General features: G+C 73.1%; 16 protein-coding genes and 1 tRNA gene. 15 read left to right on the top strand and 2 right to left on the bottom strand.

Annotated features, from left to right (window positions below; all coding sequences use genetic code 11):
* The first annotated feature begins 66 nt into the window (after positions 1-66).
* The 7 genes from rsmI (at position 67) to ACGF07_RS13855 (ending at position 8,271) form a co-directional block, all read left to right on the top strand.
* A complete protein-coding gene (rsmI, locus tag ACGF07_RS13885; protein ID WP_392898337.1) occupies positions 67-936 on the top strand; it encodes a 16S rRNA (cytidine(1402)-2'-O)-methyltransferase in 870 nt (289 codons plus the stop codon).
* Positions 937-1,170: 234 nt separating this feature from the next.
* On the top strand, positions 1,171-1,602 hold the full coding sequence (locus ACGF07_RS13880; RefSeq protein ID WP_350739278.1) for a hypothetical protein: 432 nt from the start codon (positions 1,171-1,173) through the stop codon (positions 1,600-1,602).
* A 156-nt stretch (positions 1,603-1,758) separates the two neighbouring features.
* On the top strand, positions 1,759-3,378 hold the full coding sequence (metG, locus tag ACGF07_RS13875; RefSeq protein WP_392898334.1) for a methionine--tRNA ligase: 1,620 nt from the start codon (positions 1,759-1,761) through the stop codon (positions 3,376-3,378).
* Complete coding sequence (locus ACGF07_RS13870; RefSeq protein WP_392898331.1) at positions 3,378-4,286, top strand: TatD family hydrolase; 909 nt, start codon at positions 3,378-3,380, stop codon at positions 4,284-4,286. Before metG ends, ACGF07_RS13870 begins: the two co-directional genes overlap by 1 nt.
* 139 nt (positions 4,287-4,425) lie before the next feature.
* On the top strand, positions 4,426-5,331 hold the full coding sequence (gene rsmA, locus ACGF07_RS13865) for a 16S rRNA (adenine(1518)-N(6)/adenine(1519)-N(6))-dimethyltransferase RsmA (protein WP_392898328.1): 906 nt from the start codon (positions 4,426-4,428) through the stop codon (positions 5,329-5,331).
* Positions 5,328-6,245 (top strand): 4-(cytidine 5'-diphospho)-2-C-methyl-D-erythritol kinase, encoded by a 918-nt coding sequence (locus tag ACGF07_RS13860; RefSeq protein WP_392898325.1) that lies wholly within the window; start codon positions 5,328-5,330, stop codon positions 6,243-6,245. The genes rsmA and ACGF07_RS13860 overlap by 4 nt, the downstream gene beginning before the upstream one ends.
* 202 nt (positions 6,246-6,447) lie before the next feature.
* Complete coding sequence (locus ACGF07_RS13855) at positions 6,448-8,271, top strand: ABC-F family ATP-binding cassette domain-containing protein (protein ID WP_392898323.1); 1,824 nt, start codon at positions 6,448-6,450, stop codon at positions 8,269-8,271.
* 136 nt (positions 8,272-8,407) lie between these two features.
* Here ACGF07_RS13855 and ACGF07_RS13850 read toward each other — a convergent pair whose 3' ends face one another.
* The gene (locus tag ACGF07_RS13850; RefSeq protein ID WP_392898320.1) at positions 8,408-10,282 is read right to left on the bottom strand and encodes an FUSC family protein; all 1,875 of its coding nucleotides are present in this window, start codon (positions 10,280-10,282) and stop codon (positions 8,408-8,410) included.
* Between the two features lie 316 nt (positions 10,283-10,598).
* On the opposite strand from ACGF07_RS13850, the gene ACGF07_RS13845 reads away from it, so the two are divergent.
* The 4 genes from ACGF07_RS13845 to ACGF07_RS13830 all read left to right on the top strand — a co-directional run bounded on the left by ACGF07_RS13845 (position 10,599) and on the right by ACGF07_RS13830 (position 15,833).
* Positions 10,599-11,165: a hypothetical protein gene (locus ACGF07_RS13845; RefSeq protein WP_392898318.1), complete on the top strand. Its 567-nt coding sequence runs from the start codon at positions 10,599-10,601 to the stop codon at positions 11,163-11,165.
* A gap of 41 nt (positions 11,166-11,206) precedes the next feature.
* Positions 11,207-12,826 carry a WXG100 family type VII secretion target gene (locus tag ACGF07_RS13840; protein ID WP_392898315.1) on the top strand — a complete coding sequence of 540 codons (1,620 nt, stop codon included), beginning with the start codon at positions 11,207-11,209 and terminating at the stop codon, positions 12,824-12,826.
* Between the two features lie 156 nt (positions 12,827-12,982).
* Positions 12,983-14,314 (top strand): S8 family serine peptidase, encoded by a 1,332-nt coding sequence (locus ACGF07_RS13835; protein WP_392898313.1) that lies wholly within the window; start codon positions 12,983-12,985, stop codon positions 14,312-14,314.
* A gap of 184 nt (positions 14,315-14,498) precedes the next feature.
* The gene (locus ACGF07_RS13830; RefSeq protein WP_392898310.1) at positions 14,499-15,833 is read left to right on the top strand and encodes an MFS transporter; all 1,335 of its coding nucleotides are present in this window, start codon (positions 14,499-14,501) and stop codon (positions 15,831-15,833) included.
* A gap of 106 nt (positions 15,834-15,939) precedes the next feature.
* On the opposite strand, the gene ACGF07_RS13825 is transcribed toward ACGF07_RS13830, so the two are convergent.
* Entirely contained in the window at positions 15,940-16,536 is a 597-nt protein-coding gene (locus tag ACGF07_RS13825) for a flavodoxin family protein (protein ID WP_350739246.1), read from the bottom strand.
* Positions 16,537-16,703: 167 nt separating this feature from the next.
* Between ACGF07_RS13825 and ACGF07_RS13820 the strand changes: the two genes are divergently transcribed.
* The 4 genes from ACGF07_RS13820 to galE all read left to right on the top strand — a co-directional run bounded on the left by ACGF07_RS13820 (position 16,704) and on the right by galE (position 19,654).
* Positions 16,704-17,249, top strand: a complete 546-nt coding sequence (locus ACGF07_RS13820; RefSeq protein WP_392898307.1) for a winged helix-turn-helix transcriptional regulator — start codon at positions 16,704-16,706, stop codon at positions 17,247-17,249.
* A gap of 171 nt (positions 17,250-17,420) precedes the next feature.
* A tRNA-Thr gene (locus ACGF07_RS13815) sits at positions 17,421-17,496 on the top strand.
* A gap of 226 nt (positions 17,497-17,722) precedes the next feature.
* Positions 17,723-18,391: a LuxR C-terminal-related transcriptional regulator gene (locus tag ACGF07_RS13810; protein WP_392898305.1), complete on the top strand. Its 669-nt coding sequence runs from the start codon at positions 17,723-17,725 to the stop codon at positions 18,389-18,391.
* Positions 18,392-18,691: 300 nt separating this feature from the next.
* A complete protein-coding gene (gene galE, locus ACGF07_RS13805; RefSeq protein ID WP_350739238.1) occupies positions 18,692-19,654 on the top strand; it encodes a UDP-glucose 4-epimerase GalE in 963 nt (320 codons plus the stop codon).
* Positions 19,655-19,782 lie beyond the last annotated feature (128 nt).

Here is a 19,782-nt window from a genome sequence, read left to right as displayed (position 1 = left end):
TCCCTCGGAAGCTGCCCGAATCATCACCAAACGCCCCGGGGTGGCGGAGCTGCGAGGATGGGGCCCGTGACAGGAGTACTCGTTCTCGCAGGCACCCCCATCGGCGACGTCTCGGACGCCCCGCCCCGACTGCTCACCGAGCTGGCCGCGGCGGACGTCATCGCGGCCGAGGACACCCGGCGGCTGCGCCGGCTCACCCAGGCGCTCGGGGTGACCCCGACCGGGCGGGTCCTCTCCTACTTCGAGGGCAACGAGGTCGCCCGCACCCCCGAGCTGGTCGAGGCGCTGCTCGGCGGTGCCCGGGTGCTGCTGGTGACCGACGCCGGGATGCCCTCCGTCTCCGACCCCGGCTACCGGCTGGTGGCGGCGGCCGTCGCGGCGGAGGTGAAGGTCACCGCCGTCCCCGGGCCGTCCGCGGTGCTCACCGCGCTCGCGCTGTCCGGCCTGCCCGTCGACCGGTTCACCTTCGAGGGCTTCCTGCCGCGCAAGACCGGGGACCGGGCCCGGCAGCTGGCCTCGATCGCGGCCGAGCCGCGCACCATGGTCTTCTTCGAGGCGCCGCACCGGATCGCCGAGGCGCTGGCCGCGATGGCCGAGGCCTTCGGGCCCGGGCGCCCGGCGGCCGTGTGCCGCGAGCTCACCAAGACCTACGAGGAGGTCAAGCGCGGGCCGATCGGCGAGCTGGCGGCCTGGGCGGCCGACGGGGTCAAGGGCGAGATCACCGTCGTGGTGGCCGGCGCCCCGCCGGCCGCGCCCCGGGAGCTGACCCCCGCCGAGCTGGCCCGGCTGGTCGCCGTCCGCGAGGAGGCCGGGGAACGCCGCAAGGAGGCCATCGCGGCCGTCGCGGCGGAGCTGTCCGTGCCCAAGCGGGAGGTCTTCGACGCCGTCGTCGCGGCCAAGAAGGACGGCCTGGACGGGGTTCTGAAAAAGGGGTGAATTCCGGGGGTTGCGGGGCTGGCGGGGAGTCGTACCTTGGAATGAGGCCCCGATAAACCCCCGCTCAGCTGAAGTTTCGGTCCCGGTTCCGGCAGTCCGGGAGGCCCTTCGTATAGGACTTCCCAATGCGCATCCAATTCTTCACAAGCAGGGCTTCGGTCGGGGCGGTCCGGGCATTTCCTGGAACGGAAAGACCCAGCCGGGCGAGCGCCCGACGGGCACTGGGAGAAGGCTATGAGCGACACGATCGGTAGCCCCCGCAGTGGCAACGCACTGGGCGCACCCGGACTGTCCGGGCGGCCGCACACTCCCGTCGAGACCGTACGGGAGGCCTACTCCTTCGCGTGCCTGCGCTGCGGGTACGGCTGGGAGCAGGCGTACGACATCGAGCACCACGTCGCCAAGGACGGCCACGTCGTGTTCGAGTACCACGCCAACGGTGTCCGGGTACCGTCTCCGCTGCTCAAGCCGACCTGCCCGGGGTGCGGCGGCCACACCGTCCGGATCATGCGCGAGGGCCGGGTGGCCTCCGCCGACCAGCCCTGGCAGCACGCCCCCGGCTACCCGGCGCACGCCGAGCCGGCCGGGGCGCCCCCGGTGCCCAGGCCCGAGAAGGACAAGCCGCGCGGACGCTGGGCCCGGTTCTGGTCGCGGCTGCTGGGCTGACCGCCGGCACGGGGAGCGCAACCGGGCCGCCCACCGCGAGCAGCGCGGCGGGCGGCCCGGCGGGTGCGGACCGCGGGGTGCGGCCCGTTGCGCCGGGGCGATCGCGGGGGCAATGCGGTCGAGGCGGGTGTTCGGGCCCGACTAAGCTTTCCGACCATGGCGGCCACTGCAGAGCACAGCACCACCGGGGCGAGCGCCCCGGCGTACTACGTTTCCACCCCGATCTACTACGTCAACGACCGTCCGCACCTGGGCCACGCGTACACCACGGTGGCGGGCGACGTCCTCACCCGCTGGCACCGCCAGCGCGGCGAGAAGGTGTGGTACCTGACCGGCACCGACGAGCACGGCCAGAAGATCATGCGGACCGCCGAGGCCAACGGCGTCAGCCCGCAGGAGTGGTGCGACAAGCTGGTCGAGGAGGCCTGGAAGCCGCTCTGGAAGCACCTGGAGATCGCCAACGACGACTTCATCCGCACCACCGAGGAGCGGCACACCGCCCGGGTGCAGGAGTTCGTCCAGGACCTGTACGACAAGGGCGAGATCTACAAGGGCGGCTACTCCGGCCCGTACTGCGTCGGCTGCGAGGAGTTCAAGCTCCCCGCCGAACTGCTGGACGGCGCCACCGAGGACGAGAAGCTCTGCTCCGTCCACAAGCGGCCGGTCGAGTGGCTGGAGGAGGAGAACTACTTCTTCCGCCTCTCCGCCTACGGCCCCAAGCTGCTGGAGTTCTACGCCGCCAACCCGGGCTTCATCCAGCCCGCGCCGGCCCGCAACGAGGTGCTGCGCTTCGTCGAGCAGGACCTGAAGGACCTCTCGATCTCCCGCTCCACCTTCAACTGGGGCGTCCCGCTGCCCTGGGACGAGAAGCACGTCCTCTACGTGTGGGTGGACGCGCTGCAGAACTACATCACCGCGGCCGGCTACGGCAGCGACCCGGAGCGCTTCGCCGAGCTGTGGCCGGCCTCCGTCCACCTGGTCGGCAAGGACATCCTCCGCTTCCACGCCGTCATCTGGCCCGCCATGCTGATGGCCGCCGGCCTGCCGCTGCCCAAGCGGGTCGTCGCCAACGGCTGGCTGATGGTCGGCGGCGAGAAGATGTCCAAGTCCAACCTGACCGGCATCGCGCCCACCGACCTCACCTCGCACTTCGGCGTGGACGCGTACCGCTACTACTTCCTGCGGGCGATCCCGTTCGGCACGGACGGCTCGTTCTCCTGGGAGGACTTCACCGCCCGGTACACCTCCGAACTGGCCAACGACTTCGGCAACCTGGCCTCCCGGACCGCCGCGATGGTCGGCAAGTACTTCGGCGGGGAGCTGCCGGCCCCGGCCGCGCACGGTGCGGCCGAGCAGGCCGTCGCCGACGGGCTCGCCGCGGCCGTCGCCGCCGCCGACCTGAAGATCGGCGAGGAGCTGGACTTCGCCGGCGGCCTCGCGGCGATCTTCGAGTTCGTCAAGCAGGTCAACGGCTACCTCACCGAGCAGGAGCCGTGGAAGGTCGCCAAGGACGACTCGGCGGAGGGCCGGGCGCGCCTGGCGACCATCCTCTACACCGCCGCCGAGGCGCTGCGCGGCACCGCCGTCCTGCTCAACCCGGTGATGCCGGCCACCGCCGAGAAGCTGTGGGCCTCGCTGGGTGCCGCCGAGGGCCTCGGCGCGCTCGCCGAGCAGACCGTCGCCACCGCCGGTGACTGGGGCCGGCTGCCCGCCGGCGCCACCGTCACCAAGGGCGAGATCCTGTTCCCCCGCCTGGAAGAGAAGCCGGCCTCCTGATGCCCGCCAAGGACGACGACCGGTCGACCCCGCCGCCGCTGCCGGAACCCCTGGCCGTGGCGGTGGCCGACTCGCACACCCACCTCGACATGCAGGCCGGCACCCCGGCCGAGGGACTGGGCCGGGCCGCCTCGGTCGGCGTCACCACGGTCGTCCAGGTGGGCTGCGACGTGCCCGGCTCACGCTGGGCCGCCGAACTGGCGGCCCAGTACGAGCAGGTGCACGCGGCCGTCGCCCTGCACCCCAACGAGGCGCCGCGGATCTTCCTCGGCGACCATGGGGGCACCTCCCAGCCCTCTGGGGCTGGGGGAGGCTGGTCCGGCCAGCGGCGCCCGGCGGGCGGCCGCGCGGCGCTGGACGAGGCGCTCGCCGAGATCGACGCCCTGGCCGCGCTGCCGCAGGTGCTCGCCGTGGGCGAGACCGGCCTGGACTACTTCCGCACCGGGCCGGAGGGCGTGGAGATCCAGAAGGAGTCGTTCCGCCGCCACATCGAGATGGCCAAGCGGCACGGCAAGGCCCTGGTCATCCACGACCGGGACGCCCACGAGGACGTCATCGCCGTCCTGCTGGCCGAGGGCGCCCCGGACCGGACCGTCTTCCACTGCTACTCCGGCGACGCCGAGATGGCCAAGGTCTGCGCCGAGCACGGCTGGTACCTCTCCTTCGCCGGCCCCGTCACCTTCAAGGCCAACCAGCCGCTGCGCGACGCCCTGCTCGCCACCCCGCTGGACCGGATCCTGGTCGAGACCGACGCGCCCTTCCTCACCCCGCACCCGTACCGGGGGCGGCCCAACGCCCCGTACCTCATCCCGGTCACGGTGCGGTCGATGGCCGCGACCCTGGGGCTGCACGAGGACGAGCTGTCGGCGGCGATCGCGGAGAACACGGCCCGGGCCTTCGGGTACTGAGCCGGGCGGCCTCCGGTCCGGCGGGTCCGGGCGGTGATCCGGATCGGCGGGTCCGGGCGGTGATCCGGATCGGCGCGTCCGGGCGGTGATCCGGATCGGCGCGTCCGGGCGGCGCCCTCCGCGCCCGTATCCTTGGCGCGTGAGCACCACCGACCCCACCCCTGACAGCCGCCCCCAGCCCCCGGCCGGGGGAACCCCCTTGCTGGGCAGCGCCGACATCCGGGAGCTGGCGGCCGCGTTCGGCGTGAAGCCGACCAAGCAGCGCGGGCAGAACTTCGTCATCGACGGCAACACCGTGCGGCGGATCGTCCGCGCCGCCGAGGTGACGGAGCAGGACGCGGTGGTGGAGGTCGGGCCGGGGCTCGGCTCGCTCACGCTGGCGCTGCTCGAGATCGCCCGGCACGTCACGGCGGTCGAGATCGACCCGGTGCTGGCCCGGCACCTGCCGGACACCGTCGCGGCCCGGATGCCCGGTCGTGCGGACTCCTTCGACCTGGTCCTCAGCGACGCCATGGAGGTCACCGAGCTGCCCGGGCCGGCGCCCACCGCACTCGTCGCCAACCTGCCGTACAACGTCGCCGTGCCCGTCCTGCTGCACATGCTGGCGACCTTCCCCAGCATCGAGCGGACCCTGGTCATGGTGCAGAGCGAGGTCGCCGACCGGCTCGCCGCCAAGCCCGGCAACAAGGTGTACGGCGTCCCGTCGGTCAAGGCCAACTGGTACGCGGACGTGAAGCGGGCTGGGGCGATCGGGCGCAACGTGTTCTGGCCCGCCCCCAACGTCGACTCCGGGCTGGTCTCGCTGATCCGCCGCGAGCCGCCGAAGACCACCGCCAGCCGTGAGGAGGTGTTCGCGGTCGTCGACGCCGCCTTCGCCCAGCGGCGCAAGACCCTGCGCGCCGCCCTGGCCGGCTGGGCCGGCTCCGCCGCCGGGGCGGAGCAGGCGCTCGCCGCCGCCGGGATCGACCACAAGCTGCGCGGCGAGATGCTGACGGTGGAGCAGTTCGCCGCGATCGCCGAGCACAAGCCCAAGGACATCGCGTGATCACCGTACGGGTGCCGGCCAAGGTCAACGTCCAGCTCGGAGTCGGCGGACTGCGCGCCGACGGCTTCCACGACCTGGCCAACGTCTTCTTCGCCGTCGCGCTCGGCGACGAGGTCACGGCGAGCGAGTCGTCCGACGGCATCACGCTGTCCTGCTCCGGGCCGGACGCCGAAGCCGTCCCGCTGGACGACAGCAACCTCGCCGCCCGCGCGGCCCGGCTGCTCGCCGCCCACCACGGGATCGCCGACCCCGCGGTGCACCTGCACATCGCCAAGGCCATCCCGGTCGCCGGCGGCATGGCCGGCGGAAGCGCCGACGGCGCCGCCGCGCTGGTCGCCTGCGACGCGCTGTGGAAGCTGGACACCCCCGTCGGGACGCTGCTGGAACTGGCCGCCGAACTGGGCTCCGACGTGCCGTTCGCCCTGGTCGGCGGCGTCGCGCTGGGCCGCGGCCGCGGCGAGATCCTGGAGCCGCTCGCCGCCTCCGGCACCTTCCACTGGGTCTTCGCGGTCGCCGACGGCGGCCTGTCCACCCCCGCCGTCTTCCGCGAGTGCGACCGGCTGCGCGAGGAGGCCGGCACCGGCTCCGGCGACACCGACGTCCCCACCCCCGACGCCGACCCGGCCCTGCTCGCCGCGCTCGCCCAGGGCGACGCCGTCGCCCTCGCCGCCGCGCTCGCCAACGACCTGCAGCCCGCCGCGCTGTCGCTGCGTCCCTCGCTGGCGGCCACCCTGCGGGCCGGCACCGAAGCGGGAGCGCTCGGCGCCCTGGTCTCCGGCTCGGGGCCGACCTGCGCGTTCCTGGCCAAGGACGCCGACGCGGCCGCCGCCGTCGCCGAGGCGCTGCGCGCCTCCGGCACCTGCCGCACCGCGCACGCCACGTACGGGCCGGTACCGGGGGCGTCGGTGCTCTGAGTCCGTCGTTGTACGGGCCGGTACCGGGGGCGTCGGTGCTCTGAGTCCGTCGTTGTACGGGCCGGTACCGGGGGCATCGGCGCTCTGAGTCCGTCGTTCGGGTCACCGCCAGCCCATTAGGCTGGGGTGACCGGGGTGCCCCCGAGACGGGGGCGGGCCCAGCCCCCACCCCGCAACCGCCGAACCCAGGAGCGCAGCACACGTGGCCGTCAACCTCGCCACCATCGAGTCCGTCACGAAGGTCTACGGCACCCGCGCCCTGCTGGACGCGGTCAGCCTGGGCGTGAGCGAGGGCGACCGGATCGGCGTCGTCGGCCGCAACGGCGACGGCAAGACCACCCTGATCCGGATGCTCGCCAAGCTGGAGGAGCCCGACGGCGGCCGGATCACCTGGAACGGCGGCCTCCAGCTGGCCGTCCTCACCCAGCACGACTCGCTCGACCCCACGGCCACCATCCGGCACGAGGTCATCGCCGACCGCGCCGACCACGAGTGGCTCGGCGACGCCCGCATCCGCGACATCATCGAGGGCCTCTTCGGCGGCCTCGACCTGCCCGGCTTCACCGACGGCCTCGACACCGTCATCGGCCCGCTCTCCGGCGGCGAGCGGCGCCGCATCGCCCTCGCCAAGCTGCTGCTCGGCTCGCCCGACCTGATCGTCCTGGACGAGCCCACCAACCACCTCGACGTCGAGGGCATCAACTGGCTCGCCCAGCACCTGCAGAAGCGCCGCTCGGCACTCGTCTGCGTCACCCACGACCGCTGGTTCCTCGACCAGGTCTGCACCCGGATGTGGGACGTCCAGAACGGCGAGGTGCACGAGTACGAGGGCGGCTACTCCGACTACGTCTTCGCCCGCGCCGAGCGCTCCCGGATCGAGGCCGTCGAGGAGCAGAAGCGCCAGAACCTCGCCCGCAAGGAACTCGCCTGGCTCCGCCGCGGCGCCCCCGCCCGCACCTCCAAGCCGCGCTACCGGATCGAGGCCGCCAACGCCCTGATCGCGGACGTGCCGGAGCCGCGCGACAAGAGCGAGCTGAGGAAGTTCGCCAACGCCCGCCTCGGCAAGACCGTCTTCGACCTGGAGAACGTCACCGTCAAGGCCGGCCCCAAGCTGCTGCTGGAGAACCTCACCTGGCAGCTCGGCCCCGGCGACCGGATCGGCCTGCTCGGCGTCAACGGCGCCGGCAAGACCTCGCTGCTGCGCGCCCTGCGCGACGCGTACGCCTCCGAGGGCGACGTGCAGCCGGCCTCCGGGGTGATCAAGGTCGGCAAGACCGTGCGGCTCGCCTACCTGTCCCAGGAGGTCGCCGAGCTGGACCCGGCCACCCGGGTGCTGCAGGCCGTCGAGCAGGTCCGCTCCCGGGTCGACCTCGGCAAGGGCCGGGAGATGAGCGCCGGTCAGCTCTGCGAGCAGTTCGGCTTCGGCAAGGACAAGCAGTGGACGCCGGTCGGCGACCTGTCCGGCGGCGAGCGGCGGCGGCTGCAACTGCTGCGGCTGCTCATGGACGAGCCCAACGTGCTGTTCCTCGACGAGCCCACCAACGACCTGGACATCGAGACGCTCAACCAGCTGGAGGACCTCCTCGACGGCTGGCCCGGCTCGATGATCGTCATCAGCCACGACCGGTTCTTCATCGAGCGGACCACGGACGTGGTGCACGCGCTGCTCGGCGACAGGAAGATGCGGATGCTGCCGGGCGGCGTCGACGAGTACCTGGAACGGCGGGCCCGGATGGCGGCCGCAGCCGCCGCGACCCCCGCTGCCGCCGCCCCCGCCCCGGCCGCCGAGGCCGGCGCCGCCCCCGGACTGTCCGGCGGGGACCTGCGGGCGGCGAAGAAGGAGATGCAGAAGCTGGAGCGGCAGATCGCCAAGCTCGACGAGAAGGAGTCCAAGCTGCACGCCCAACTCGCCGAGCACGCCGCCGACTTCTCCAAGGTCGCGGAGCTGGACGGGCAGCTGCGCGCCGTCCGGGAGGAGAAGGAGGAGCTGGAGATGACCTGGCTGGAGCTGGCCGAACAGGTCTGAGGCGCTGCTTGCCGGGGCGGGTCTGAGCCGGTCCCTGGCGGGCCGGTACGGGCCTGGGTCACTCCCTGCCGGGCGGGTCTGAGTCACTCCTGCCGGGTCGGTACGGGTCTGGGTCACTCGGCCGAGCAGGCCTGGGTCACTCCCTGCCCAGCAGGCTCTCCAACTCGTCCGCCGCACGGCCCAGCGCGCTGAGCGCCGGGTCGTGCGGCGCCGTCGGACGGGCCGTCGGCCCCGTCGGCGGGCGGTGCTCCCGGGCCGCGGCCGCCAGTTCGTCCAGGGCCCGGCGCACCCGGTCGGTCTCCACCGGATCGGGCACCCGGCCGCCGTACCGCACCTGCGCGGCGAAAGCCGCCACCGCGCCGCCCAGCCGCTCCAACGCGGCGGTCGCCGGCAGCCACTGCTCGGCCAGCCGCCCGGTGGGCGGCGGTTCCGCCAGCCCCTGCCGCACCTCCTGACGGGCGTCCGCCAGCGAGCGGTAGGCGGTGCGGCGCAGCCAGACCCCTCCGGAGCCCTGTCCGGTCACCGCGTCGAGATAGGCCCGCAGGGCGGTGGTCGCAGCCGCCAGGCGCGGCTCGATGCGGTGCCGCGGGCGTTCCGGCCACAGCAGGTAGCCGAACAGCAGCACCACCGCACTCGCGAGGACCGAGTCCAGCACCCGGGGCCAGAACTCCACGTCACTGCGCTGCCCGCCGAGTTGGAGCAGCAGCAGCGCCATCGGGGTCATCACCACGGTGTTCAGCCCGTAGTGCGCGGCGGTGGCGTACGGCAGCAGGGCGACGCACAGCGCGGCCACCGCGAGCAGCGCCCACGGCCCGGTGGTGAGCGACAGCAGCGCCGCCGTGACGACCACGCCCACCACCGTGCCGACCGCCCGGCTCACCGCGCGCAGGAACACCGAGCCGAGATCCGGCTTCAGCACGAAGGCGATCGTCATGGGCACCCAGTAGCCCTTGCTGAGCGGGTAGTGGGCGGTGACCGCCGCACCGACGGCGATGCACAGCGCGACCCGCAGCCCGTACCGGACCGAGGGACGCGACCACAGCCGCGCCCGCAACCGCCACGGGTGGGGCGGAGGCGGGGGAGCCGTCCCGAGGTCCGCCTCCCGCCCCGCCACGACGTCCGCGGCCGCGCGCAGCGCCACGTCCAGGGCCTGCCGCGCCGGGGTGTCCGGCCGCCACCGGGGCACCACCACCTCGCCGCCGCCCTGCCGCACCGCCGCCGCCAACCGCCCGGGCACCGCGGCCACCTCCGGCGGGACGGGGCGCCAGGCCCACAGCAGACCGGTCGCGGCCTCGGTGGCGGCCAGGGCCGCCTCGTACGCGCGGTGGAGACCGCTGCCGCCGGGCGGGTTGGGCCCGAGGTCCTGGAACTGGTTCAGCCGGGCGGTCAGCACCCGGCGCGATCCGGCACCCCGGGGAGTGCCCAGGTCCGCGAGGGTGCGGCCGAGCGCCTCGTAGACGGCGGCCAGCGCACGGCGGCGGGGATCCGCCGCCGAGCGGTGGCCCGCCCCCACCGGCAGCCCGAGGACGACCACCAGCCCCGCGCCCGCCGGCATCATCGCCGCCGCCGCCCACCACGGGTGCGGCAGCGGCATCCCGCCACCCAGCGCCGCCGACACCAGCAGCAGCATCCCCGCCGCCGACCCGCGCGGACCGGTCGCGCTCACCGCCCCGGACACGAAACCGACGAGCGTCAGCGCCCCGCCCAGCACACCCGCACCCACCTGGGCGTGCTGCAACGCCGATCCGATGAGCATGCCGAGCGCGGAAGCCGACACGGCCGTCGCGATCCGGCCGATCCGCTGCCGAACCGGCTCGACCCGGTCGTTCATCGTGGCGTGCATGGCACCGAGCCCCGCGAACACCGCCAGATCCATGCGGTGCGTCAGCAGACCGACCGCCAGCGGCACCCCCATGCCGAGCGCCGCACGGACCATCAACGCCCACGGCACCGGCGGCCGGGCAGGGCGCACGGCGCGGGCCCACCAGGAGGTGGCCAGGGAGGAGCTCATGCGGTCACGTCCGTTCTGCGGCCTCGGGTCGCTGCTGTGCGACATTGCGCGGCAGATGGGGCGTACCGGACCAGTCTACCGAGGCACCTGACGGCCGCCTCCACGTGTCAGGTTCGTACCGATCGCGCCCGGGCGGGCCAAGGGCCCTGCCGGGCCGACAGGGGCGGTGGCTACGATGACGGAGGGGAAAACCGCCCCAGGACGGGCGGTCACACCGACCAGGACGGCAAGACCGAGAAGTTGACGGTGCGTAGCGGCGGGAAGCACCCGGGCATTGCCCGGAGCGCCCTGCCGTACGGGGGAGAGGTGAACTGCTGTGGCAGATGACGGCAAGCCGGTGACGACCACCAACCCGACGAATCCCGCGGGAACGGGCCCCGCACCTTCGCCCACTGACGCCAAACCGTACGTGCTGCCCACCAACCCGAAGATGTACGGCCCCACGATCAGCGAGTCGCAGACGTACGGGGACGCCAACGCGCTGGTCGCCGCCTTCGGCAAGCACGACGTCAAGGTGGAGCTGGACACGCTCACCACCTTCACGACCAAGATCGAGGCGCTTCTCTCCGCGATGGAGGGATCGGCCGCGGCGCCGTACAAGCTGGAGGAGCAGAAGCTGACCCAGGGAAGCTTCGTCAGCGGGGACAATCCCGGATCCTTCACGGAGGCAGTGGACCTCACGTCCGCCTACAGCAAGGTTCACTCCCAGCTCGTGAAGTTCCACAAGGAGTTCAAGGCCCAGATCGAGGCCATGCAGCACGCCGTCGCCACGACGGCCGGCACGTACTCGACCAACGAGGAGAACACGACGGCCGCCCAGAAGGCGGTCGCGAAGGGCGCGGACGCCGCCTCGCCCACGACGAAGGACAACACGAACCTCTGACGGCGTTACGGGAGATCCAGGGGGAGAACGGGGAGCAGGTCATGGCAGGAGAATCGAAGTACCACGCGATGGAGCACGCCGAGCTCAGGGACTTCGTCGTGTCGACGCAGCCGGACATGGTGCTGAAGCGGGCCCGTCAGCTCGAAGCCGCCGGTCGTGTCCTGGCGGAGCTCAGTAGTGCCCTTCAGACCCACCTGGGCCAGGTCCAGTGGGAAGGACAGGCGGCTGAGAACTTCAAGACCTGGGTCGGGAACCTGTACAAGTCCGCCGCGATCATCGGCCAGCACTCGACCACCGCCGGCAGCGCCATGACCCAGGCCGGCGAAGCCCTCAGCACGGCCAAGGTCGCGATGCCTCCGCTTCCCACGGAAGCGATGAAGGTCGTCGCCAAGTACGAGGGACAGGTCGTTCCGGCCGGAATCCAAGGCAAGCTTGCGGTGGGCCAGACGGTCGACGACTACATGAAGGGGACTCCGGACGGCAAGGGCTGGGTGAGCACGGCGGAGTACAACAAGGCCAAGGCGACCGTCGAGAAGGAGCATCAGGAAGCCAGCCACCAGGTGGTGAACCTGGCCCAGGCGTACAGCGCGGCCACCACCACCCTGAACGAGATTCCCACGGACGTGGTCCTGCCAGGTACGCCTGGGGAGAACGCCAATAAGGGCGGTTCCGAGTACACCGGGGGCAGCAGCAGCTACGGCGGCGACGGCGGCTCGGTGCGTAGCTCGCGATCGGGGGGTGGAAGCGGCTACACCCCGTCAGGTGGAGGTAGTCACGGTGGCGGCTCAGTGACGCCGCACATCCCGGAACCGGGTTCGACCGAGCCTTCCGGGCCGGGGCATGTGACTCCCACTCACCCGCACGGGGGCGGCCAGCTGCCGCCGGCACCACAAGACCCAGGCTCCGTGATCCCGCCGAATCATCCGTCCGGCCCGGTCAACCATCCGGGCACCGATCTGAACAGCCTGCCGACGCTTCCGACGCAAACCGGCCCTGGCGGCGGCCCCGCGCCGACGGAGGGGCCGACCGCGACCACCGTCCTTCCGGGTGGCCCCGGCGGGGGGCCCACTGGTCCTGGCGGGGGTCCGATGTCCGGCTTTCCGATTGGGCCTGGTGGGGGATCTGTCCAGGCCAAGGGCAGTGGCTCCGGCTACCTCCCCGGCAAGGGAGGCAATACCAACGCCCGCGCGCCGTTCGGCGGTCAGGCGCCGAGCAAGAACGGGAGCCCGGGTCTTCCGTCCGGGACGGTCTTCGGCGCTCGCGAAGCCGGACCGGGGGGTGGTCGGGTCGGCGGACAGAACGGCATGAACGGTATGCATCCCGGTATGGGCGGTGGCCACGGCGGCGCCGTCGGTGCGGGCGGGAGCTCGCGCGGCCGGGGCCTGGCGTCGACCGCCGGCGGGACGGTCGGCGGTCGGAAGGGTCCAGCCGCTGGTGGGGAGTTCACGCCGGGTGGCACGGGCTTGCGCAACCGGGCGGCCGCAGCGGAAGCCGCCGAGGGCAGCGGCCGCTCCGGGCAGAACGGCACGATGGCACCCGGAATGGCGGGCCACGGCGGCCGAAATGAACGCAGCCGTCGGCACCGGGCCGACTACCTGCATGAGGATGAGGAGACGTGGACGAGCGGTACTCCGCACAGCAACCCCGACGTGATTGAGTAGGACCGCAACGACTGCCCGGCCACTGGGCTCATCCCAGTGGCCGGGCATGCTTGTTCGGGGAGTCGGCCTTGCCGATTGGGACACTGACGAGGAGCTGTGATGGGGCGGACAAGGTCGCGTGCGCACGGGCGGGAATTTGCCGCAGGGCTTCTGGCTGTGGGGCTTCTGCTGGGGCCAGCCGCGTTGCCGGCGGCAGCAGCCGACTCAATCCGTGCGGATCAATGGCATCTGGACGCCATGCATGCACCGGAAATGTGGAAAGTCTCCCAGGGGCAGGGCATTACGGTCGCAGTCATCGACGGTGGCTTCAAGCTGGACCATCCGGACCTGGCGGGACAGTTCCTCCCCGGCAAGGATTTCAGCGGAAGCCCCGGCGGAGTCGGCTCCTATGCCGATGATCACGGAACGCAGATGGTCGGCCTCATTGCGGGAACTGGAAAGGCCAATGGGGGGAAAGGCGCTTACGGACTGGCGCCCGGAGTCAAGATTCTTCCCTTGAAGATCAATAATGGCTCCGTTGGTCCTCTCGTCTCGGCCGACTTCCTGGATCAGATCGGTCAGGCTGTCACCTACGCCGTCGACCAAGGGGCGAAAGTCGTCAGCATTTCCCAGGGCATCGACTCGGTGACAGCCATCCCGCCGGACGTGGCCAAGCTGAACAAGATCCTTGCGGCGGCGCGAACCAAGGGCGTGTTGATCTTTTCTGCAGTAGGAAACGAGGCGCAGACGGGAAATCCCGTCGATTATCCGGGGGCGCTCCCCAACGTCGTGGGAGTCGGCGCGGTCGACCAGAACGGCACTGTGACCGATGAGTCCGAACGCGGACCGCAGGTCGCGCTGGTCGCCCCGGGCAAGGACACGATCGCGCCTTGCCCGGGGCCGACGGGATATTGCAAGGGCCACGGTACGTCCGATGCGACCGCACTGGCGTCCGCCTCGGCGGCGCTGGTTTGGGCCGTCCACAAGGATTGGACGGCGAACCAGGTCCTGCGGGTGCTCATCAACACCGCCGGTAGGTCGAACGGTGGCACGGGCCGGACGGATGGTGCCGGGTGGGGTGCCGTTCGGCCGCGCATCGCGTTGACGGATCCCGGTGATCCGGGGCCGGCCGATGTGTCGCCGCTTCCGGCTGACGCGGCTTCGCCTTCGGCGCCTCCGTCGGCTTCGGCGTCCGCCTCCGCTCCCGCGTCGTCGGTGCCGAGCCCTGCCGCGACCCCGAGCGAGGTGGCCGTCGGCGCTCCGTCCGCGCAGCCGACGGCCGGTGCGTCGTCCGGGTCGGGTGGCGGCGGCGCGCTGCCGGTCGTGGCCGGGGTGGTGGCCGGGCTGGTGGTGGTCGCCGGTGCGGTGTTCGCGGTGTTGCGGCGGCGGGTGTCTGCGGGGCCGTCCGGGGACGTCGTCGTTCCGCCGGTGCCTGCGCAGCAGCCGATGGCGCCGCCGCCGTCGTACCAGCCGCCGGTGCCGCCGGAGGACAACCCGTACGCGCGGTAGCGGGACGGGCGTTGGGGCCGCGAGGGCGCCGGGGTGCCCGGTGTCCTCGCGGACGTGTGTCGGCCGGGGGTGCCCGGGTCGCGGGGAGCGGGGAGTGGCGCCCCGGCGTGGGCCGCGTGGTGTGCGCCCGGGTCACTCGGGTGGCGGCTGGTGGGCGACGTCGAGGCCTGGCGAGGGTGGTGGTATGGATGCGGAGGGTGCTTGGCGGGTAGGGCAGTTGCGGCGGGCGGCGGCTGCGGCGCTGATCGGGACGGCGATCGAGTTCTACGACTTCTTCCTGTACGGGACGGCGGCCGCGCTGGTGTTCGGGCCGGTGTTCTTTCCCGGGCTCGGCACGGTGGGCGCGCTGTTGGCGGCGTTCTCGGTGTACGCGGTGGCGTTCCTGGCACGGCCGTTGGGGGCGGTGGTGTTCGGGCACTTCGGTGACCGGGTGGGGCGGAAGGCGACGCTGGTGGTGTCGTTGCTGTCGATGGGGTTGGCGACGGCGGCGGTGGGGTTGCTGCCGGGGTTCGCGGCGTGGGGGTGGTGGTCGCCGGCGCTGCTGGTGGTGTTGCGGGTGTGCCAGGGCGTCGGCCTGGGCGGGGAGTGGGGTGGGGCGGCGCTGCTGATCGCGGAGAACGCGCCGGCGGAGCGGCGGGGGCGGTACGGGGGGTTCCTGCAGCTGGGGCCGACGGGTGGGTTCGTGCTGGCGAACGGGGTGTTCCTGGCGCTCCAACTCGGCTTGGACGGGCGGACGTTCCGGGAGTGGGGCTGGCGGGTGCCGTTCGTGGCCTCGCTGGTGCTGGTGGCGGTGGGGCTGTTCGTGCGGCTGCGGTTGGAGGAGTCGCCGTTGTTCCGGGCGGCCGGGCGCGGGGAGCGGCCGCCGGTGGTGGAGGTGGTGCGCGAGCACTGGCGGCCGGTGTTGGCGGGCGGTGGCGCGATCACCGTGGGGTACGCGTTGTTCTACCTGACCACGACGTACGCGCTGGCGTACGCGACGTCCGGTCTCGGGCTGGCGAGCACGGTGGTGCTGTCGATGCTGCTGGTCGGTGCGGCGGGGATGGCGGCCATGGTGTGGCTGAGCGCCTCGCGCAGTGACCGTTGGGGCCGGCGGCGGACGTTGCGGTGGGCGACGTGGCTGGCGGCGGGCTGGTCGCCGTGGGTGTTCCCGCTGTTGGAGACGACGCGGCGGCCGCTGGTGTTCGTCGGGCTGGCGGGGGCGATGGTGGTGCTGGGCTGCATGTTCGGGCCGCTGGCGGCGTTCCTGCCGGAGCTGTTCCCGACCCGGGTGCGCTACACGGGCGCCGCGCTGACGTACAACCTGGGCGGGGTGGTCGGCGGTGCGACGACGCCGCTGGTGGCGACCAGGTTGACGGCGGCGTACGGGACGGCGCAGCCGGTGGGTTGGTACGTGGCGGGGTTGGGCCTGCTGGCCCTGGCGTGTCTGCGGCTGCTGCCCGAGACCACGGGGGCCGAGCTGGCCGCGGTGGACGGCGGACGCCGCCGGGCGCCCGTTCTGGGGGCGGATCCGGCGGCGTAGGCGCACCCGGGAGGCCGGCCGGCGAGGCCGGCGGGTCGACCGGTCAGTCGGCCAGGGCGGCGAGCCGGCCAGGGCAGCGAGCCGGCTGGGCCGGTGGGTCGACCGGTCAGCCGGCCAGGGCGGCGCGGCCGGCGAGCACGACGGCGGTGTGCTGGGCGACGCGTCCGCCGAGGTGCTCGGCGGTCGCGATGTCGGCCTTGTGGACGGCCTCGGCGCCGGCGTCGGCCGGCGTGGAGGCGGCGGCGCCGTTGAAGAAGCCGAGGCGGTTGATGTCGTTCTCGCTGGCGGTGGTGGCGTTCCAGCCGGGCTTGAGGCCGAGGTTGACCCAGTTCATGCCGTGCTGGGCGGCGAGGGTCTGGAAGAAGCCCAGGGTGCCGGCCTTGTCGCCGCTCTTGGAGGCGGAGTTGGTGAAGCCGGCCGCGACCTTGTCCTTCCAGGCGTCGGCGAACCAGCGCTTGCTGCTGGCCTCCGCGAAGACGTGGAAGGCGCCGGAGGCGGTGCCCATGTAGGTGGGGGAGCCGAAGACGATCGCGTCGGCGGCGTCCAGCTGGGCCCACTGCTCGTCGGTGATGGTGTCGACGGCGATCGAGATGACCTCGGCGCCGGCGTCGGCGGCGCCGCGGGCGACGGCCTCGGCGATCACGGCGGTGTGGCCGTAGCCGGAGTGGTAGGCGATCGCGACGGTGGGGCGGATGGCGGTCATGCGGGCGCTCCTGTACGGGACGGCGGTGAGCCGGATGGAAGTGGCGGGGACGGGCCGGCCAGGGCGGAACCTGCGGGCGTCCGGCCCGGTTGGCGGTCACCAATATAGACCAAGTCTCTGTTGGTTACCAAGGATGGATTCGAGACCGAAGGACTACCCTGGTCCGTATGACGACCGAGGACACGACCCGCACCCCCGCCGGGCGGTACCAGGAGCCGCAGCAGGACCGCGGGCCGGGGCGGGGGCGGCAGGAGCACGAGCGGCAGCGGGACGGGCGCGAGCCCGCGCACGAGCGGGGGCGGGGGCGGGCGGAGTGCGAGCAGGAGCAGGGCCAGGAGCAGGATCAGGAACTCAACGTCTTCGCCCAGCTCTGTCCGAGCCGCGAGATGTTCGCCGAGCTCGCCGACAAGTGGTCGCTGCTGATCCTGATGAGCCTCTCGGCCTGCGGGCCGCAGCGCTTCTCCGAACTGCAGCGCGGGATCGGCGGTGTCAGCCGCAAGATGCTCACCCAGTCGCTGCGCACCCTGGAGCGCGACGGCCTGGTGCTGCGCACGGTCTTCCCGGAGACGCCGCCGCGGGTGGTCTACGACCTGCTGCCGCTCGGCCGGGAGCTGGCCGAGCTGGTCTCCCCGATCGGTCGCTGGACGGAGCGGCGCGCCCGGCAGATGCTGGAGGCCCGTGAGGAGTTCGACGCGGTGCACGCCGAAGGCTGAGCGGCCGGAGGCGGGTCAGGGCGGTCCGTGGGTGCGGTCCGGGTGGTCCGTGGTGCGGCCGGGGGCGCAGTCGGAGGGCCGACGAGCGCCGGGCGGCAGCCGATTTCCCTTCCGGGCCGACGGCCGTGTAATGTCTTCCTTGTTCGACCGGCCCGGCGAAAAGCCCGGCAAGCCCCTATAGCTCAGTCGGTAGAGCGTCTCCATGGTAAGGAGAAGGTCTGCGGTTCGATTCCGCATGGGGGCTCCACTGAAAGACCCTCGCCTCTCGGCGGGGGTCTTTCGCTGTGTCCGGGGCCGATCCGCACGAGCCCGCCCGAACCTGCCCGATCCATCCGGAACCGCCCGGGCCCGCCCGGTGCCGGCCGACACGCGGTGGCCTAGCGGGCCGGGTGCGGAATGCGCTGTGATGGGGCGTCATCGGCCGCCCGCCCGACGGGCGCGGGCGCGAGCCGGACCCCGACCGGGAGGGCGTCATGGGCGTTCGACTCGTGGTGGTCGACGACCACCGGCTGCTGGCCGAGGCGCTGGCCACCGCACTCCAGCTGCGTGGCCACCGGGTGCTCGCGGTCGGTTCCCCGGCGGGCGTCGCCGCCGACCTGGTGGTCGGGCGGCGGCCGGAGGTGTGCCTGCTGGGCGTGGCCGCGCCGGGGGAGCCGGGGGCCTTCGAGGGGTTGCGCCGGATCCGCCGGGAGCGCCCCGAGGTGGCCGTGATCGTGCTCGGGCCGGTCGGCGAACTGCGCGGGGTGGCCGGGGCGTTCGCGGCCGGGGCGGCCGGGTACGTGCCCAGCGACGAGCGGATCGAAGTGGTCGAGCGGGCGATCGGACGGGTTCGTGCCGGTGAGGCGGCGGTGGCCGTGGACGTCCTGCGCGGGGCCTTCGACCAACTGCTGCGCCCGGTGGCCGAACCGGACGACGAGGCGGTCCGGCTGCTGCGGCTGCTGACCCGGCGTGAGGTGCAGGTGCTGGCCCGGATCGCGGACGGCGAGGACACCGCGGCGATCGCCGCCGGGATGCGGATCGCCGCGAGCACCGCGCGTACCCACGTCCAGCGGGTGCTGATGAAGCTGGGCGCCCGCACCCGGCTGGAGGCGGCCGCGGTGGCGGCGCGCACCGGCCTGCTGGAGCGGATGGCCGGCGGTTGAGGAGGACGGCAGCCGGGGACGGCAGCCGAGGACGGCGGCCGAGGAGGTGACCGAGGGCGGCGGCCGAAGAGGTGACCGAGGGCGGCGGCCGAGGGACGGTTGGCCGGGGCAGCGGGCGGGGGCGGCGGCCGACGCGGCGGCGGACGGGCACAGCCGCGCAGGGTCGGCTGAGGAAGCCCGGGAGCGACCGCCCCGGTGGTCGGGAGCACCTCACCGAGCAGGGACAATTGAGCGCAGTCGTACGCATCCACCGATGGGCCGCCGACCGGGCGGGCCATCGCCCGCTGGAGGGGTCCCATCATGAGTAAGTACCTGGTCACGGGTGGCGCCGGTTACGTCGGCAGTGTGGTGGCCGCCCACCTGCTGGAGGCGGGGCACCAGGTGACCGTCCTGGACGACCTCTCGACCGGCTTCCGCGAGGGCGTGCCGACCGGTGCCGAGTTCGTCGAGGGCCGGATCCAGGAGGCCGGGAAGGTGCTGGACGGCTCCTTCGACGGGGTGCTGCACTTCGCCGCCTCCTCGCAGGTCGGTGAGTCCGTCGTGGACCCGGAGAAGTACTGGCGCAACAACGTGGCCGGTTCGCTGGAGCTGATCAGCGCGATGCGCGCGGCCGGCGTGCGCAAGCTGGTGTTCTCCTCCACCGCCGCCACCTACGGCGAGCCCGAGGCGGTGCCGATCGCCGAGACCGCCCGGACCGCGCCGACCAACACCTACGGCGCCACCAAGCTCGCCGTCGACCACCTGATCACCAGCGAGGCCGTCGCCCACGGGCTGGCCGCCGTGTCGCTGCGCTACTTCAACGTGGCCGGCGCGTACGGCGCCTACGGGGAGCGCCACGACCCGGAGTCGCACCTGATCCCGCTGGTCTTCCAGGCCGCGCTGGGGCAGCGCCCGCACATCGCGGTGTACGGCGACGACTACCCCACCCCGGACGGCACCTGCATCCGGGACTACATCCACGTCGCGGACCTGGCCGAGGCGCACCTGCTGGCGCTGGACGCGGCCAAGCCGGGCGAGCACCTGATCTGCAACCTGGGCAACGGCAGCGGCTTCTCGGTGCGCGAGGTGATCGAGTCGGTCAAGCGGGTCACCGGCCGGGAGATCCCGGTGCAGGTGGCCGGTCGCCGGGCCGGCGACCCGGCCGTGCTGGTGGCCTCCGCGGAGCGCGCCCACCAGGCGCTGGGCTGGACGCCGCGGCGCCCGAACCTGGACGACATCGTGGCCGACGCCTGGAAGTTCACCCTGGAGAAGAACGCCGGCTGACGGCGGGCGGGTCGCGGTGGCCCGGGGCGCGGACGGCGCCCGGGGCCGCCCGCCCGCACGGGTCCGGCCACCGGGCCCTGCCATCGGCCCTGCCACCGGGCTTGTCACCGGCCCTGCCCCGGCCGTGC

The sequence above is a fragment of the Kitasatospora sp. NPDC048194 genome, assembly GCF_043202455.1.
Classification (GTDB): Bacteria; Actinomycetota; Actinomycetes; order Streptomycetales; family Streptomycetaceae; genus Kitasatospora.
Note: the sequence above shows the minus strand (reverse complement) of the source record. Positions and strands in the feature narration are given on the sequence as shown.

Bases quoted from the DNA above. Each gene is read 5' to 3' on its own strand.
- ACGF07_RS13870 (WP_392898331.1), top strand. From the start codon at position 3,378: ATGCCCGCCAAGGACGACGACCGGTCGACCCCGCCGCCGCTGCCGGAA.
- ACGF07_RS13830 (WP_392898310.1), top strand. From the start codon at position 14,499: ATGGATGCGGAGGGTGCTTGGCGGGTAGGGCAGTTGCGGCGGGCGGCG.
- ACGF07_RS13825 (WP_350739246.1), bottom strand. From the start codon at position 16,536: ATGACCGCCATCCGCCCCACCGTCGCGATCGCCTACCACTCCGGCTAC.
- ACGF07_RS13840 (WP_392898315.1), top strand. From the start codon at position 11,207: ATGGCAGGAGAATCGAAGTACCACGCGATGGAGCACGCCGAGCTCAGG.
- ACGF07_RS13810 (WP_392898305.1), top strand. From the start codon at position 17,723: ATGGGCGTTCGACTCGTGGTGGTCGACGACCACCGGCTGCTGGCCGAG.
- ACGF07_RS13820 (WP_392898307.1), top strand. From the start codon at position 16,704: ATGACGACCGAGGACACGACCCGCACCCCCGCCGGGCGGTACCAGGAG.
- ACGF07_RS13880 (WP_350739278.1), top strand. From the start codon at position 1,171: ATGAGCGACACGATCGGTAGCCCCCGCAGTGGCAACGCACTGGGCGCA.
- ACGF07_RS13850 (WP_392898320.1), bottom strand. From the start codon at position 10,282: ATGAGCTCCTCCCTGGCCACCTCCTGGTGGGCCCGCGCCGTGCGCCCT.
- galE (WP_350739238.1), top strand. From the start codon at position 18,692: ATGAGTAAGTACCTGGTCACGGGTGGCGCCGGTTACGTCGGCAGTGTG.
- metG (WP_392898334.1), top strand. From the start codon at position 1,759: ATGGCGGCCACTGCAGAGCACAGCACCACCGGGGCGAGCGCCCCGGCG.